Origin of the sequence: Roseibium sp. TrichSKD4 (assembly GCF_000148725.1) — a bacterium.
Lineage (GTDB): Bacteria > Pseudomonadota > Alphaproteobacteria > Rhizobiales > Stappiaceae > Roseibium.
The window spans coordinates 301,418-317,621 of sequence record NZ_GL476311.1 but is presented as its reverse complement, the minus strand read 5'-3'; the positions used below and the strand labels follow the sequence as shown (position 1 = coordinate 317,621).

The 16,204-nt window shown below is 56.3% G+C and carries 20 protein-coding genes; all 20 read right to left on the bottom strand.

Annotated features, from left to right (window positions below; translation table 11 throughout):
* Window positions 1-24 precede the first annotated feature (24 nt).
* On the bottom strand, window positions 25-543 hold the full coding sequence (locus tag TRICHSKD4_RS28070; protein ID WP_009759083.1) for a hypothetical protein: 519 nt from the start codon (window positions 541-543) through the stop codon (window positions 25-27).
* Window positions 544-625: 82 nt separating this feature from the next.
* A complete protein-coding gene (locus TRICHSKD4_RS10080) occupies window positions 626-1,144 on the bottom strand; it encodes a phage major tail tube protein (protein WP_009759082.1) in 519 nt (172 codons plus the stop codon).
* Window positions 1,145-1,200: 56 nt separating this feature from the next.
* Entirely contained in the window at window positions 1,201-2,523 is a 1,323-nt protein-coding gene (locus TRICHSKD4_RS10075) for a tail protein (RefSeq protein ID WP_009759081.1), read from the bottom strand.
* A gap of 4 nt (window positions 2,524-2,527) precedes the next feature.
* Entirely contained in the window at window positions 2,528-2,743 is a 216-nt protein-coding gene (locus TRICHSKD4_RS10070; RefSeq protein ID WP_009759080.1) for a hypothetical protein, read from the bottom strand.
* A gap of 4 nt (window positions 2,744-2,747) precedes the next feature.
* Window positions 2,748-3,275 carry a Gp37 family protein gene (locus TRICHSKD4_RS10065; protein WP_009759079.1) on the bottom strand — a complete coding sequence of 176 codons (528 nt, stop codon included), beginning with the start codon at window positions 3,273-3,275 and terminating at the stop codon, window positions 2,748-2,750.
* Window positions 3,275-3,778: a DUF1320 domain-containing protein gene (locus tag TRICHSKD4_RS10060; RefSeq protein WP_009759078.1), complete on the bottom strand. Its 504-nt coding sequence runs from the start codon at window positions 3,776-3,778 to the stop codon at window positions 3,275-3,277. The genes TRICHSKD4_RS10065 and TRICHSKD4_RS10060 overlap by 1 nt, the downstream gene beginning before the upstream one ends.
* Window positions 3,779-3,851: 73 nt before the next feature.
* Window positions 3,852-4,277 (bottom strand): hypothetical protein, encoded by a 426-nt coding sequence (locus TRICHSKD4_RS10055; RefSeq protein ID WP_009759077.1) that lies wholly within the window; start codon window positions 4,275-4,277, stop codon window positions 3,852-3,854.
* A gap of 78 nt (window positions 4,278-4,355) precedes the next feature.
* Window positions 4,356-5,297 (bottom strand): hypothetical protein, encoded by a 942-nt coding sequence (locus tag TRICHSKD4_RS10050; RefSeq protein ID WP_009759076.1) that lies wholly within the window; start codon window positions 5,295-5,297, stop codon window positions 4,356-4,358.
* Between the two features lie 46 nt (window positions 5,298-5,343).
* Window positions 5,344-5,718, bottom strand: coding sequence for a capsid cement protein (locus TRICHSKD4_RS10045; RefSeq protein ID WP_009759075.1), 375 nt, complete (start codon window positions 5,716-5,718; stop codon window positions 5,344-5,346).
* A 95-nt stretch (window positions 5,719-5,813) separates the two neighbouring features.
* Window positions 5,814-7,037: a hypothetical protein gene (locus TRICHSKD4_RS10040; RefSeq protein WP_009759074.1), complete on the bottom strand. Its 1,224-nt coding sequence runs from the start codon at window positions 7,035-7,037 to the stop codon at window positions 5,814-5,816.
* Between the two features lie 310 nt (window positions 7,038-7,347).
* The gene (locus TRICHSKD4_RS10030) at window positions 7,348-8,013 is read right to left on the bottom strand and encodes a hypothetical protein (RefSeq protein WP_009759072.1); all 666 of its coding nucleotides are present in this window, start codon (window positions 8,011-8,013) and stop codon (window positions 7,348-7,350) included.
* A 66-nt stretch (window positions 8,014-8,079) separates the two neighbouring features.
* Window positions 8,080-8,574, bottom strand: a complete 495-nt coding sequence (locus tag TRICHSKD4_RS10025) for a phage virion morphogenesis protein (RefSeq protein WP_009759071.1) — start codon at window positions 8,572-8,574, stop codon at window positions 8,080-8,082.
* Between the two features lie 93 nt (window positions 8,575-8,667).
* Entirely contained in the window at window positions 8,668-9,885 is a 1,218-nt protein-coding gene (locus TRICHSKD4_RS10020) for a PBECR2 nuclease fold domain-containing protein (RefSeq protein ID WP_009759070.1), read from the bottom strand.
* A 131-nt stretch (window positions 9,886-10,016) separates the two neighbouring features.
* A complete protein-coding gene (locus tag TRICHSKD4_RS10015) occupies window positions 10,017-11,588 on the bottom strand; it encodes a DUF935 domain-containing protein (protein ID WP_009759069.1) in 1,572 nt (523 codons plus the stop codon).
* Window positions 11,585-13,234, bottom strand: coding sequence for a phage terminase large subunit (gene terL / locus TRICHSKD4_RS10010; protein ID WP_009759068.1), 1,650 nt, complete (start codon window positions 13,232-13,234; stop codon window positions 11,585-11,587). The genes TRICHSKD4_RS10015 and terL overlap by 4 nt, the downstream gene beginning before the upstream one ends.
* Complete coding sequence (locus TRICHSKD4_RS10005; protein ID WP_009759067.1) at window positions 13,231-13,731, bottom strand: DUF1804 family protein; 501 nt, start codon at window positions 13,729-13,731, stop codon at window positions 13,231-13,233. Before TRICHSKD4_RS10005 ends, terL begins: the two co-directional genes overlap by 4 nt.
* A 7-nt stretch (window positions 13,732-13,738) precedes the next feature.
* The gene (locus tag TRICHSKD4_RS10000; RefSeq protein ID WP_009759066.1) at window positions 13,739-14,071 is read right to left on the bottom strand and encodes a hypothetical protein; all 333 of its coding nucleotides are present in this window, start codon (window positions 14,069-14,071) and stop codon (window positions 13,739-13,741) included.
* Window positions 14,064-14,492 (bottom strand): hypothetical protein, encoded by a 429-nt coding sequence (locus tag TRICHSKD4_RS09995; protein WP_009759065.1) that lies wholly within the window; start codon window positions 14,490-14,492, stop codon window positions 14,064-14,066. Before TRICHSKD4_RS09995 ends, TRICHSKD4_RS10000 begins: the two co-directional genes overlap by 8 nt.
* Window positions 14,489-15,688 (bottom strand): N-acetylmuramidase domain-containing protein, encoded by a 1,200-nt coding sequence (locus tag TRICHSKD4_RS09990; RefSeq protein ID WP_009759064.1) that lies wholly within the window; start codon window positions 15,686-15,688, stop codon window positions 14,489-14,491. Before TRICHSKD4_RS09990 ends, TRICHSKD4_RS09995 begins: the two co-directional genes overlap by 4 nt.
* Before the next feature lie 138 nt (window positions 15,689-15,826).
* Window positions 15,827-16,201, bottom strand: a complete 375-nt coding sequence (locus TRICHSKD4_RS09985; RefSeq protein ID WP_009759063.1) for a helix-turn-helix domain-containing protein — start codon at window positions 16,199-16,201, stop codon at window positions 15,827-15,829.
* Window positions 16,202-16,204 lie beyond the last annotated feature (3 nt).

Genomic DNA, 16,204 nt, shown 5'->3' with positions numbered 1-16,204 from the left:
TGTGGCATTCAAGGGTGGAGACGGTTACGCCGTCTCCTGAAGCTCCCCCTCAAGCTGATCTCCCTCGATATGATCTTCTTCATCGCCAGTCCCGCCGAACATGCGCGATAGCAGCTCCATGCTGTCTTCAAGCGGAATGTATTTGTCATAATCGGCGGCGGTCAGCTTTTCGCCGTCGAAGGTGACCACCTTGCAGATATAAAGGACCTGCGCCTTCTGGATGTTGTTTTTCGCCATCCGCAAACAGGACGACCACGCACCATGACTGCGGAACTTTGGCAGGGAAACGACAACACCGGTTTCAGGAAGCGGGAAAGTGTCAGAGCCGGAATGCTGATCGCGATAGGCTTTAAGCCGATTGACCACACCCGCTTGTGCAGGCGGTTCAGACGGTTCCTGAGCAGCTGCGACAGACGGAACGGATCGGGCTGGCTGACTGATATCGGCAGAGTGTCCGATAGCGGGCTGCGGGGCAGAACCCGGATCCGCCGGGACCGGATTGGCAGGTTGAACGGGGGCAGAAGTCGGAAATTCATTCGGCATGTCGAGGCTCCATCAAACCAAAAAAGAAAACCCTGCGAGTTTCAGCTCACAGGGCCATTCATCGCTGGTCTGAAGTATTGCCTTACCGACGCCAGAACTCGCCGGAAGAGTTCCGAACCGTGTTGGCAAACACATCAACTTCCAAAAGCGTCTTGTCACTATCATGAACACGCTGAAGCAGCCGGTGGCAGGTGAACTCGGTTTCCTGCTCTTCCAGATCACCAAGCTTCGTTCCGCCAAACTCGGCTCCGAAGAACCTAAGCGACACAAGAGTGATCAACGTGTAGGAATTTTCCAGATCAAAACCGTCCGGCCCGTTTACATCCACATACTGATGGAGCTGGAAGCGAAGCGCCTTGGCCGGGTTATAAACCTGCGCGGCGATCTCCGGCTCGATAAACTGGAACGTCATGGACCCGGTCAAGGCTTCCATCACCCGTGTCGGTGCCTTGTAGACAGCAACCTGACCAAGGGTTTCGATATCGACCGTCTTCCATTCGATCTTCGGGATCTTGAACTCCTTCACGATACCCACAAGGCTGTTGTCCTCAAGGTAACATTCGGCATTCACGATCTGACCGTAGCGCTTGTAGTCAGCCATTTGGGGTCACTCCGTTAGATGCCGGACCATCAGGCCCGGCCAGTGCGTTAGAAAAATCAACCGGCGTTCGGGTCTTCTAATGTTGCCAGACCAAGGGCATTGCCGATCATGTTGATGTTGATCGACCGCTCAACCGTCAGCCGCTCCATGAGGCCAACCGGCGCATAATCCAGCGTCCAGTAGAGCCAGCCATCGGCAACGCTCTGGCTGGTGGTCTTTTTGCGATTGAACTTGAAGCGGAAGTCATAAAGCACAGGGTCGCGGCCTGTTGTCTTGCCCAGACCCCAAGCATTAATGCCATCCTCAACCTTCTCCAGCGAAGCTGGATTGGCGTTGCGGTCCTTCCATTCATCGAGATAATGAAGGATGGCTTCATCCATCACGTCCTCAATGAACTGCACATGCAGGAAGTTGCGCATGTCGGTGACAGTCGGATAGGCAAGCGCGCGGTTGCCAGACGTATGAGGCCCCTTGCCAAACCGCTCTTCGCACGTCACCACACCGACACTGCGCAGCTGCTGAACATCGGATGTTGCATCGCCGGGAATATAGAGAACATCCTGCGCGGCATCTTCGATACCGGTAATCGGGCGGTTGGACGGAGAATGGTGATAGCCATACTCCATCACCGTCATCAGCCAAATCCCGGCTAAATGCGCCGAATATTGATCGGGAACCGCTTTGCCCGCATTGTCGGATGTCTCATCCAGATTGACCATTTCCATATGCGGCCAGCATCCAACCGCCCGCGTGTGATTGGTCTGGAAGTTGAAGCTGCCATTCGGGCCACGTGCCTCGACCACCTGCTGCGGCGTGACGCCAAACGGGGCATCCAGAAGATAACGGGCGCGGATCCGATTGGCGATGACTTCCATTTCCGCGCGAACGCCCGTCATGGCATCAAAGCCCGGTGCCAGCATGATCTTCGGGAACCAGCCAAAGGACTGATAACAGGCATAGGCATGTTTGAGGCCGGACGGGCGACCGGCAGCATCAAAGACCCCGATGATATCAAGGGCCGTCACCTGTGACGGATCGGGATTGCCGTCGCCATCCTTGTGAACCTGCGGATTGAACACATTCACAACGCAGACCGTGCCGATGCCCTTTGTCTTGGCCTTCTTGAACATGGCGTCCAGTTTCTGCGGCAACGTATAGCCGTCCCGGTGAGGGCCGAAGAATTTTGTGATGTCCGACCGGCGACGGATCAGCACCCTGGTGTTGATGTAAGGAGCCTGCGCATCCGCCCCCTCATGAATTTCATGAATGGGAGCCGTACCGATGATGAAGGCTGTTGCCGCCTTCAGCTCACGGACAAACGCGCCGCCCTCATCGACATCAACGACCTCTGGCCCAAAATAGCGCTCTGAACTTGTCATTGGCTCAATCCTCCACAGTCAGGAGCTTGAGGGCTTTGAGGCCCTCGACAATCGGGTGTCCGCAGGCAAGTGGATAGGACTTCCCCGGATGGAGCGTTTCTTCAAAAAACACGACCAACTCGCCATCCGCACCCTTTGCCTGAAGGGCAATGGACTGGACAGGGCCTGTGTATTTGAAGGTGCGAATATGCAGCTCTGGCGCTGGTGCAGACTCTGGCATCAGATCAAGCCTCTTCCTGTTTGAACCGGTTAAAGGGATGGTTTTGACCAATCATCGGGCGCGGCGGCGATTGATGCCCGGCAACAGATGGAACCGAACAGGCAATATCCACCTGCCAGACCCATTGGCCTGCCTGCTGCTCTGCCAGCTGATCGCTGATCAGGCGAATGGGCGTTGCCCCGGCAACCATGTAGTTTTGAAGGGCAAGGCGAACCTTCTCCAAAATCCGGTAGCCTTGCGTGCCGCCAAACTCCCCGGAGAGATAAAGGATCACCGCATAGCGCAGCTCCCGCGTCTGGCGCGCATGGTTCATCTCCGAGGTTGCCGCATATCGCGATCCGGCAAAATGAACGAGCGCTGCCGCGTTCATCTGAGCCTGATCAAAGTTTTTGATCTCGGCTGGAAACGGACTGATGTAGAACTCGGACGGAAGATACCGCTTCAGCTGCTCGACAAGCCCATCCTCAATGGCCCGGATGATATTGGTATCTGGAAGGTTTGAGGGACCAGATGTACTGGAAGAATTTGGCATCAGTACCCCTCCAAAATGGTCTCGGCACGGCTTTCCGGGAAAGAACCCTGAATGCTGTTGGCCACACCTGTTTCTGGCGTCAGGGCCGGAACCGATGCCCCAAAATCCGTCTTGCCGTCACGAATGCCTTCCAGCCAGCGGATGGCCTCCCGGTAGCGGGTCTGCACAACGTCATCGACATTGCCCTTGTCGCCCACCCGGTCGCGAAGCCAATAGATGACCAGATCTCCGGCAGCGCCTTTCAGGCTTGCAGGCATGGTCTCACAGGTCAGGGATCTAAGCCCCGGAAAACGGCCCAGCACATAGCCATCAATCAGGCTTTGTGCCCGGTCAATCTGCGCCTGCAGCTTGGTCTCATCCAGAACCCGGCCGGACGCGCTGTTGAACCCGCCAATGCCAGCCAGCTTGAGAAGGTTCTCTTCGCCAAAGAGCGCAACAAGACCTGCAATCGTCAGATAGCGGCCAAGGATGCTGCTGGCAGGAAGGATGGCAGGGTCAGTCATGAAAACCTTCAAACTCCAGTTCGAGAAAAGCCTTTTTGCGACGTACTCAGGTCGGATGACGGATCAAGTCAGATCAGGCGTCCGTTGGGGTTGGCCGTGCCTCTTCCCAGAGAGCCGCAACCTCATCGCCGTTCACGTCAAAGCCGACCGCGCTCTCAATGGCCTTCACCTTCGGTTTGCCCGCTTGGGTAAAGTCGCGATCCGGATCGAGCTTCTCGAATGCGGCCTTGATGGTGGCTTTCCGCTCGTCGCCTTCCGGCGCAGGCGGGTTCGTGTCGTTGCCGTTGTCATCATCAGCATCCGGATCAGCTGTACTGGCGTCTTTAGCCTCATCAGCCTTTTCCGGACCAATCGCCTTCAGCTTCAAAAGCACCTCGGCTTCCTTTGCACTCAGCGAGATCGTGTTGCGATCAGGATCATCCGGCGCATAGCGAACACCGTCATGGCGAACAGCGGCGATGACCGGGTAAGTCTTTTTCTCAGGGACATTCTCTGGCATTGTTGAACTCCACCAAGGATTTAGGGTGACCGGGCAGCAAGCATCACTGCCCGTTAGAAGTGATCAATCGGGCGGGTGTTAGCCGCTCGTGGCGTTCTGGATCAGGAACCCGGCCCGGCGGGCAACGATGAACTCCTTCACCTCTTCGCCAGAGCGCACCAGCTTGCCGCCGCGAAGGCCCATATTGGCGGGAAGTGTTCCGGCCACCTTGGTGCCGTTTTGGGCCGTAAAGCCGAACGTGATGCCGCCATTGGTGTCTGCAGAGCGGTTGATGAACTGGCCTGCAACAATGTTGTCCCAGACCCGTGCCAGAACCGCATTCTCGCCCGGTCGCTTGATGTTGACCCGGCTCTCCCCGACAAGAACCCGTTTGACCTCCAGAAGCTCGGCAATCTGATCACGGGTCGCCCGGCCCTGATCGCCGGAATTGGCGTGAATGGCCTTCATTACTTTCGGGTGTTTGCGAAGGCTGCGCCAAGCCGCAAATCCAAACGTGATCTGGTTCGGACGCTGCCAGCAGGTCGCCATCAGGTCTTCAATGATCGTGATCGGGTCGCTATCGGGATCATCGAACAAATCCGTTCCCGAAAGTGTCTCCACATGATCCGGATGATAGTTGGCCGGGTTCTTAACGAGATCGGCGGTACGCTTCTCCCGGTCGAGAAGAACAATGTCGGTCGCCCGCTCCGTTGCCCGCTTTTCCGGGTCATACTTGTTGCGCTTGGCTTCCGAGATCGTCTTGTTGTCGAGCGGGATATCAATCCCGAACTCTTCCGTAGAACCGTCCTTCTGGGTTCCTTCCAGTTCGACCTGGTTGGGAGCAGAGCGACGGCCAACCCGTGTATCGGGCAAGGTGAAGGCTTCGGCCTCGTCATACACATTGTACTTGAAGGCTTCGCCTGGAACCGGAACACGTGGCAGAACCTCATCGGCAATCAGGCTGTAATCCGGATTGCGATAGGCAATCGCCACCGCACTCAGGCTGGCACTCTCGGTAAACTGGTCAGTTGCAGTAGACATGGAAAACGTGTCCTTGAAGAAAAGGGAAATGGAACCGGTTTAGCCGTTAGCCGGTGATGTGACCGGGCCGGATCAGCACATGGCCAATGACACCGACACCGCCCGCATCCAGCGCCGTACCGATGACAGGAACGGTGACGCCGCCCGCAGGTTCCGCCTTGATGGCGCGCCCTTCAGCATCGCTGGTCAGCGGATCGCCATAGGCAACCACCCCGCCGAATTCGATCTCCCGGATGCCATCGAGACAGACATCAACACGAACATCCGCGCCGGAGGCACCGCGAATGGCCGTGGTGCCAAGGAGCTTGGCTCCAGCGCCCGCACGGGCCACATGGCCTTCCTTGACGCCAAAAGTGACAAGGCGGCGTTTTTCAATCAGCCCTTCGGCGGTGAAGTTCTTGATCAGGCCAACATGCTGCATGGCAAATCTTCCTCGTGAATAACTGCGGTACCAAGGATCAAGGGAAGCGCGGTACGCAGAACCTCAAACCCGCGCGCCTTGACCCAGATGGAGGGCTACTTGCCGATCCCGCGCTTTTGTTCGACATGCGTGACCGCATCGGAAATGGAGATCTCAACCCCCGCCTCCTTCTGCGATGCCTGGAAGGCGAGCGCTTCAGCGGCAAGGGTTGATGGATCGGCCTCGCCAGCCGGTTCCTCGCCCAGTTCCGTCTCGCCAAACTCAACCAGCTTGGGCTGGGACTTGAGCAGATCCTTCATCAGCTGCAGCGGCTCGGTGACGATCTTCTTATCGCCATCGGCAAAAGAGACCTCTTCTGGTTCCATGGCCGACAGACAGTCGAGAAGCGCCACAACACGCGGGACATTGCCACTTGGCATTTTCGCATCACTCACCAGAGTTTCAGCGAAGGCCACATGGTCGGCATGGGCAAGGGCCGCCTCGCGATCCGCCAGCTCCTGTTCGCGGGCAGACAGCTGCGCTTCCCGGTCGGCAAAGGCGGCATCATCTTCCGGGAGTTCAGATGGAGACTGGGCAGGCTGCGGTTTGGAACGTTTGCCGCGCAGAAGGGAACGGGGCATGATTGGGTCCTCGTTTGAAGAAATTGGATCAGAAAAACTGGATGATGGGTCCAGGGCAGCAGGCTCATCGCCCGCGTCATCGATCCAGCGGATGTAAAAATCGGGAACGACCTGGTCGGCGGTCTCAACACCGCGCTCGTCAATCAGCCATTCGCGGAACTTGCGAAACAGCGTTGCAACATCTTTCAAGGCCGGTTCGGCAAATTCCGACAGCTCCACCGTGACAGTGTCATCGTCCGAACCCTCAAAGGAGACCGGCTGCAAACCGGGAACCGCAGGAGCCGCCCCTCCCAGAAAACCGACATGCTTTGGGTAAAGCGCATCGCCTGCCGGGTTTGACGTTGACCCCGGCATATGGAAGGACATGGAAATCTTCTTGTAGCGCCCTTCAGACACCGCTTCGGCAAACTGCGGTTCCAGCTCACCAATCTCGGCAATCAGGCGCTCACTATCCTCGTCCCATGAAAAGGACTCCACCCAGCCATAGGCAGGCGTGTCCGTTTTGGGGTGACCAATGACAACCGGAGCCGGGCTGGACGTTGCATCATAGCGCGCAGCCAGCCCGGCCAGATCCTCATCCGTTGCCGTAAATGACACACCATTCATTGCTGTGAATGTTCCTGGACGGAACACCTCGATCCGGCGCGTGGTCGGTTCGCTCTCGCTTTTCTTCGGTTTTTGGGCAGCTGGTTTCGGCACGCTGGCGCTCCAACAAGATCAATGTTGAAGCCACCATGGCGCGGCAAACAAAAAAACGCGCCGGAACTGTTCCGACGCGGTCAAGGCGATGATCGATATGTCCAGCTCACACCTGACTGCAAGATGGTTGGTATTGCATCAACCACGGTGGAATCACTGCCAGAGCGAGCAGGACATATCAAGCACGGGATCAAACCGGCGCGCAAACGGTTTCTAACGCGCCCTTAACGCCCCGTGCCGGAAATTTCAGGGGCAACATACCAGACAAGGGGTAAATCACGCCTGTGGGCGTTTTTTGGAAGATGCGATTTTAACTCATTTTCAGCGGGCCGAACATCCCGCTTTCAACCATGCTGAGATAACATTTTTTTATTGCCAGCGCCGTTTCCTGATCCACAAAAAGAGAAGACCTCGCACCATGGGGCGACCCAAGTAAATAAGGGCGCATAACCTCCCACCGCTCCGCTCGATCTGCCCACCTCCAAACTGGCAACTCTTTTTCAAGCATCAATGGTACTGCCAGTGGCTTCGGTATCATGTTGTCTCTCGTGAGGGGGGATAGCCATTCACATCGAACCAATATCGGCGTCACTCCTTCGTTGTAGAATGGAACTTCCAATCGCTCGGCTGTAATTTCAGCACGCGGATGAGCAGGTAAACTTAAAACGCTATCGAGCACTTGCTGACCGTTGCCATAGGGACAAGTGAGAAATCCGTTCATAAAGCAAACGGTGTGGTCGAGTCCGCGGTAGCCACACCTCTCATTGGGCCATGTTTCTGGCTGCCGATCATTATGATTTGAAACCAGCGGATGCCATGTCGGGTAGCCGTCAACAACTGGCCCGACCTTATCGACTATATCCAATAGCGCAATCTCAAGCTCAGAACGCTCCGAAGCAGTAAGCGACCTCGGTATCAAATATTTTTTTACGCGCTCAAATCCATGATTTGCAGCTTCATCAGCTCGGAAAGCCATATCGAACCCCCTTCAAAACACGTTATGTTCATAATATGCATAAAATAGAAATATCGTGCAAATTAATTAATTTTCATGCGAAAGCCATTCGATCAACGCATCGCGAACAGCCTCTTCATCTCCGATGCCAATCCCGATATAGGGCCGCGCCGGTATAACCGCGACTTGAAGGAAGACCGGCCCACCCGGATTTGGAACCCGAAGCGCCTTTGCCCGCCTTGGCCGGATGGTTGCCCCGTTCTGCATGACCCAGACCTTCGGGTGATTGAGATTGGTACCGACTTCGGCACGGGACGCATTATGGGTGTGGTGGATGCTGGCAAAGAGATCTCCCTTGTCCCGCAAGATACCTTGTGCGTTGCGGCGAAGCGACAAGGTGAGCGCGCTGAGCGGCTCCCATTTTGACCCATCTGGAGCCGTCTCGTTCTCAAACCGGTCCACCGTCTGGTCATAGAGCGTCAGGCCAATGATCTTGTGGGCAGTCGCCGTATCTTCGAACTTGTCGATCAGCGCCCGCAGCTCCTTGTCCATATGACTGCCATCAAAGCGGAAGCTCAGCATTTGAATTTTCCTCTCACAGGGCCTATATTAATGACGTTGGGTTGCCGGGCCGGTGCGAGGCCTCCACTTGGTGCCCAACAAGGCAGCGTCGCATCAGCTGCCTTTTTCATTTTCAGGTTCCTCTACTCGGCGACGATAAAGCAACGCTCCATGTCGCCACGTTTCCAGCTGATTGAAGTTCGGTTTGCGTTTGGCCTTTTTGCCTGTCTCGGCGTTATAGGCCGTTGTGCCGCGCCATCCGGCCTGTGACCATTCAAAGACAACCAAACCGGCAAGGTCAGGAGAGGCCCGTAGGTAGCGACGTTTCAGGAACCATCTTTTCCGGTCCTTATGCCATTCCCAGTCAATCCAGATCTCGTCGGGATCCTTTAACGCCTCTGCCAACTGCGCCAGTGCAGCTGCCCGGCTTGTGTTGACACGCTCTCCACGTGGATCATCAACCAGAAGCTTGGACTTGCCTGCCGGTGTCTTGAAGAGATCATCCGACACCACGATCACATGACCCGCCTTGTCGCGGAACAGGGCCGGGTCGTCAATGTCGGCATCGAACCTGGTCAGGAACGCCCGGACATAGCCCTCTTCCGGCAACCCCTTGTCGAGAAGAGGAGCCGTGACCGGCTTGGCAAAGTTTCGCAAGGCTGGCAGCCGCTCCAATCCCGGCAACTCCATCTGCTGACCCAGCGGCTTTTGTAGCTCCCGTGGCACAAGCCCGTCAGCCCATGTGCGGCCCGGCGCATAGGCCCAGCCCATATCGACACCCTTGGGATAGCGGATCCATTCATCCGTGCCCGGATCCCGGCGCTCTTCAGTCTCGATCACAGGAGACGGATCAGGTTCCGATTTGCCGAGTTTTTTAAGTTTGCGTTTTGAGATCGGCCTGACACCACAGCCACACTTCCAGCCATTGGGAGGATAATAGGTCTCCCACCACGGATCATCGGCCCGAAGGATCAAGCCGTCCCATGCTTCATGTTCTTCGCGGGGGCTATCAGGAACACGTCGAAGCCCGTGGACATACTGCCAATAGGGATAGACCTTCAGGACATCCGGGTCCGTCATCTGCTTGTAACGGCCAGCGGCATAGGCTGATTTCAGGTTGGTCTCGTAGATGACCCGTGCCCGCCATTCGCGGCCTCCCTTGTAGGACCAGCCATGGCGTTTGACGATCTCGTCAAAGCGATCCAGAAATCCCGGATGATAGACATCGTTCTTGTCCAGCCAGCCTTTAAACGGCATGCCTTTGGCAATCGCATCATCTATCGCCTTCTGGAAATCTTCCAGTAGAGCGTCTTTCTTTGCCCCCGCAACCACAAATCCGCGATCATGGGCATGATGAAGAAGGTCCGCCCAGGTCTCGGTCGGCAGGCGGATTTTCTGGCGATGGAAAGAAATGGCATCGGCAAGCGAACCGCTATCGTCTGCAAAATCGCTAGCTGCCCGCTTCAGGTCTTTTTTTTTGAGCCTTTTGGCTGTGCGGGATAGATGCCTGTCTCGTCAAAAACATCGGACCTGCCGATCAGCTCCGAAAGCGCAAAGGCATCGCCAAGCACATTGCCCATCGGGTCGATATCAAGATCCGGATAAAGCTCCAGCAGCCCCTTGGAGGCTTCTGCAAAACTGGATGCACCCGACAGCTTTTGACGGATTTGCTCAAGCCAGTCTTCAGTTGGATCACTGGCAAGCTCGGCCAGTTGGTCCGTTAGAAAATCTACCGGGCCCGAGCTTTCTGCAAAACTTGCATCTTCCGCACCGGATTTGGCAGGTGTTGCCGCTGGCAACGGAAGCTTGGCCTGCACAACAGGGGTTTCCAGCGCCTCTCCAAGCCATTCTTCCAGATTTTCCGGCTCATATCCCTGAAGCCGAACAGCTTCAAGCACCCTGATTGCCGACTGCTGTTTCCAGTAACGCTTTCGCCCAAGCTCTACTTCTTCAGCTTCATTCCTTGGGCGGGGCCGCCAAACGGTTGGCGGCACTGCATCGCTCCAGTTCGCATCGCAGATCCAACGGATCAACGTGTCATTCAATGTGGCCGACAGCTGGTCTGCATCATCATCAACAATTGCATCCGCCTCATCGGCATGGGTCTGGGAAGCTGCCCGCGAGCCCTGTCCCTTCGCTCCGGTTGTCAGATTGCCGCCAAGAACAACTTCAGCGCTTTGCTCATCCCAATACCGACACCAGCTCTCAAAGCCAGCGTCTCCGGCGCGCGTTGCCTCCAAAAACTCAATCTCCGTGCCAAGAGGCGCAATGATCGCACCGCGCTGCACCATATTGACCAGAAGATTGTAAAGCGCATCCTGCTCCGGCTTTGGTGTGCCGGACGGATAACGGGCAAAGGGAATGGGAGCTGCGAACTTGTCCATGAACTTCATCCAGAACGCAACACCTTCCCGCTTGAAGAGTACGTGCCAGAACAAGGTTGAGCCAAGGCCCAGCCCGTAAGCATTGTTCCCTTCTGCATCAAAGCGGTGAACAATGAACTTCCGCACAGGGAGCTGCACCCCTTCCTTCATGTCGTCTTGCGTGAGAAGACGCGGATTCCAGTCCTTGTCGAAGACAAAACGGGAGGGATTGTGGGATTTGATACCTACCGGCGCGATCAAACCATCCTCCGTGCGATCCCACAGGATCTCGGAGATAGCGAACCCCTTCATGATCGCTCCGAGCAACGACTTGCAAATCGCGTCAAAAGGCAGGCCTTTCAGGATCCGCTCGATTTCTTCCGCAGCCTTGATGTCAACGGGACGTTCCCCACCAGGGCGGACCACCCATTCCCGTCGTGTAACCTTTCCAAGGCGCTTGTTGAACACAGATCGAATTCGGCCATCACGCAATACTTCGTCATAAAGCTTCAGACCCTTATCTTCGCCCTTGGCGGTAATTGTTGGATCCCCAAGCTTCAGGGCATCCGAGTATTTTGGAATGGTGATGTCGTTTTCGACCGTGGCAATCAGCTTGCTGTCCGAAGTCGGATTGATCGTGCGACCTTTTTTCTTTCCTTTTTTCGAACTCATAACCTGTATCCTTCAAAGGACTGGCCCCGGAGCGGCCCGGCAGAAACCGTGGATGACAACAAGGAACTGCCTGCCTTTTCGAGCGTGTGCGTCCAGAGCATTTCCAGACAGTCCGGCCCATCATCGTGATCGCCGTTCGGCCATTGCTGCAGCTGATCGAGCAAAACCTTTTGGGATCGGTGGAAGCGGATCAGGCCAGCATGGACCGGAGGCTGCAGCCGCTCGATCCGCAGCTCCTTGTCGGCAATCGGACTGATCGGGATACAGGGCATGGCCAGTCCCAGCCGTGCCGCTTCCTTCATGAGGTCCGTGCGCAAAAGCTCCTGGAACTGGACCGCTTCGACAAACCAGAGCTGGCAGCGGTAATCACGCTGGAAGGCAATTGCATCCGCTATGATCATGTCAGGCAGACGGCGGCGGATCGACGCCTCTACCACGTCAAGGACATTATTCGCCCGGTCATACCCACCGATCAGGATGGCGGACGGGTCCCGGTTGCGGTTCTTCTTGCCGAGCGAGGGGTCAATCGCCCCGAAGAACAACCACTCCCGTTTGACCTGTACCCACCAGATCAAGTCCTGGAACGGATTATCCTCGTCAATCGGGTTGTTCTGATATTCGCTTTCAAAGGCGGCATGGCTTGCCGCTCTTTCAAGCATCAGCCGGTAAAGCGAATGCACTTCCGGCCAGTTCAGAACTGCGCCCGCATCCATTTCTGATCGGTGTGCAGAATAAAAGGCCTCCGCTTCCACCTCGCCATCATTGAGATAGGCTTCTTCCCAGCGATCCCAAAGGTCCATCCGGTCTGGCCATGTCAGAATGGCGCGGAACTCGCGAACGCTCCAGCCGGGACGTTTTGCAAAACGGACAATCACCGCATCATGGTGCAGAACCGTTCCGGCAAAGAACACATCCATGGAGCCATCCGGCGGGCCAAGCTTGAGCGCGGCCTTCAGGATCCAGTTTTCCAGCTTGTTGCGCTGTTTGGGGTTCTGGACGTTTTCGTCGTTCTCCACATCATCAAAGATGGCAAGATCAGGCCGGTGTGCCCCGTGGCGACGGCCACGGACCTTCTTGCCCGTGCCAAAGCCTTCCACCTTGACGTTGTTGCGGGTGACAATGACGCCCTCGCGCCACATGCGCCCCTCGCCAAACACGTCCGGGAAGTCATACCGAAGACGCGGGTTGGCCGTCAGTTCCGCCTTCAGCGCCTCAATCATGACAGCAGCCTGTTCAAAGGCATCCATGAACAGCGTGATGTAATGTTTGCGCCCGGTGACAATGCACCAGAGCGGGAACATCAGCGAACAGTGCGTGGACTTGGCCGATCCGCGCGGGGCAATCACCAGCTCCCGTTTGCCTTGCTTGCTTCGAACGATCTCGGGCAGAACCTCATATAGGGTCTGGTGAAGGCGGCTCGGGGCAGAAGTCAGATAATGCGGGAAGTAGGTTTCTGCAAAATACCGGTAGCCGGTCTCAGGGTCGCGAACACACTTCAGGCGTTCCCGCCGCGCCTGATCATCTACCGGGAAGGCATCAACCTGTAGGGCAATCTGCTGGCTGAAGGTTTCATAGACCTTTGCCAGCTCTTCCTTGAATTCCCGGTCGGAAATCTTCCGCGTCGGGCGGATCTTCAAAAAGCTCATTCATAAGCCTCCATCAGAAAAGCCTTGAACGGTTCAAAAATATCCTGAATGGCGGGCGCATGCTCGGGAAACTCCGAAGCCACGAAGCTCATCAGATCCTGCATGACCCTAAGGGCAATGCCGCGTTCACTGAGATCAGGCGCAAGACGGCCAGCAGCCGCAACCGCCTTGGACATGCTGTCGGACAGAAGGACAAGCGCCTTTGCCTTGTCCTTCGGTTCAATGGTCCCGTCCTGTTTCAGCTCCTCAATCGTTGCCTGCGTAAGGATCACGAAATCCTCAATCACCATGGCAACGATCTTGTTGAGCCCTTCACCGGCAATCGTGTGAACGGACCGGGCGACCATCCAGTCATCGCCTTTTTCCTTGGCCTCCCGTTTCCAGCGGCGGACAGTGCTTTCAGAGAGTTTGAGGGAGAGCGCGACAGCCGGAACCGATTTGCGCTCAAACACAAACTGCTTGCGGGCCTCGCGCTTTTTGTCTTCGCCGCTTGCCATTCAGCTCTCACCCGTCACTCTTGGTCTCAAAGAGACGATCCAGCCGGTCAGCAAGGCGGTCAACGGCGCTGATGATCCGCTGTTCCAATGCTCCAAGGGTTTCTATGGAGACGAATTCGCGAACGGCCTGCTCACGGAAGGCAGCAAGCTTGGCAGCTTCCACATCGACTTTCTCACACGCCCGCTCGGCCCGTCGTTCGGCAATCTCCGCCCGGCGTTCATTGGCCTCGACACGCGAGCGCAATTTGCCGTAGCCCATGGCAATGGTGCCAACAGACACCAAAAACGCAAAAGCAACAGCAAGCCCCTTCAAGGCATCCCAGCTCAGACCCTCATCCATTGGTCTTTTGTCCCTTGGTTACAAACCCGCGCGCAGCCTTTTCAAACGGACGGGTCAGAAAATAGGCACCTACAATCCATCCCGCCCATTCAGACAAGGGAGACGGCAGCGCTGCCACATTCCACGAAAACTGAAACAGGCTGTCAGCAACAACAGCTCCGGACCAAATGACAATCGGCCATGCAAAGGCGGGACGGATCAAAGCCGTGACCCACCATCCCTGTTCGGCAAGAACAATGTCACGGGCAGCTTGGCGGGCAGCAAGCTCAGCGCGGATAGTCTCCAGCGTCACTTCCGTCTTCAGACGTTCGCGCCCATTTTGAAGTTCTGCCCGCCGCTCCAGATGAGACAGAAACCTATCAGCTGCACTGCCTCCCAAAAACCCGAGCAATCGGGCACCAAGGCTCACCAGAATGCTCATCCCAGATGCCTCCAGTTCCGCGCATCTTCAAGACGGCGCGCTTTGATCCGATTGGCGATGATCACAACAGCCAGACCAATTGCGGCAAACGCCATCCAGCGGTTCTGGGAAATCAGTTCAAGGAGTGGTTCGACCTGGGCACGGATCGCCTGCAGGGTGTTGGTCACTTCGCCAAGCCCGCCCAAAACCCCGTTGCCGGTTTCTTCAAGGCCGGTTGCAGCAGCGCTGGTTCCGATAACAGCCGCGCCAATCTGCGTTAGACGGTCCGCGTTTTTAACGGTCTGCGACCCGCTCTTGCGCAGATCCTTCACAGTCAAACCCTCGCGGCTGGATCCCGGCTGCTGGTTGACCGGCACGGCGGCTTCCAACGCCTCTTGGGTTTTGGGTCCGACAACACCATCGGGCGTCAAACCGTGATCCACCTGAAATCCGACAACGGCCCGTTTGGTCGCCGGGCCAAAGTCACCATCGGGGCGCAGTGTATAGCCAAGGCTGGCAAGCCGCTTTTGCAGTGCTTCGACCCGATACCCTTCCGAACCGAGCTTGAGCAGGTTGACATCCTTGTGGGTGTCGGACTGATCTCCGCCCAGTTTGGCATAGGCACGGCGCATCAATGCCGCATAGTGTTTGACCTGACCCGGACCATTGTAGCGGCGGGCAATCGCCTCGAAATCTGCCTCTCTCAAATCCTGAGACAGGCCGGAGCGTTCCAGAAACCGGATGAAGGCGTCGATCTGGTTAAGATTGTTTTCAGCAAAGGCCAGCACGAAATCCGTAACGCTGGCATACCCGCAGACCTTGTAGTTGAACCCCATGATCTGCGGGCCGCCATAGCTGGCAGATTGCAGCGCAGCCTCCTCATTGACCTTGGCGAAGTCCTCCATCAGCTCCCAGCGGGCATCAGAGCCAGCCTTGCCGAGACCGCGATAGTTCGCACGAGACCAGCGCTTGACGGCCAGCCCCATGCGCATGGCCTGACCGCGCAGACCCTTCGGGAGCTTGCGATAGAAGATATGCCGTTCGGGAAGGATGATCAGGCGGCCCTGACTGTCATATGCCTTGCCGCCGCTTTCCACCTGAATTATCGCCCCAAGAACCAGCGCACTACAACTGATCCTGAGCGCAGCTGCATCAATCGCTGGCTGGATATCAAGGGTCTCACCGCCGCCTTGGCGCAAGGTTTGGACAATCGACATGAAAACGCCTCAACAAATTAAAATGTTGAGGCGAGGATGCTGAATTTACTCGGAAAATGCGCCGGAACTGTTCCGGTGCAGATGTCTGACGGCCGTAGATCCAATCAGATGGATCTGCGTTCTCTTCAGTACCGACCGCTATTTGGAGGACAGCGAGCGAATTTTCGCTTTATCGGCATCAGAAAGCCACCATCCCACGCCACGATTGTTCTTAATGCGTATTCCAAGTGGTGCCAGTCTTTTCCGCAACAATCCGATCAAACTGCGGATTGCGCGCTCGCAAGGAACGTCATCTGCAGCCGAGCAAACAATGCTGGAGATACTATCAAAAGAGGCCACATTGCAGCTTATCAAATGCCTCAACAAATCAGCCTGAAGGCTACCTAATTTCCAATCCGTCGGAAATGAAAAATTGGCTTTCAGAATAGCTTCAAGTTCTTGGACCCTGCATTCAAGCTCGTCACGCTCATCCCGAACAGAGCGATAGGCATTCATCGAAACGGTTTCTTGCATTTG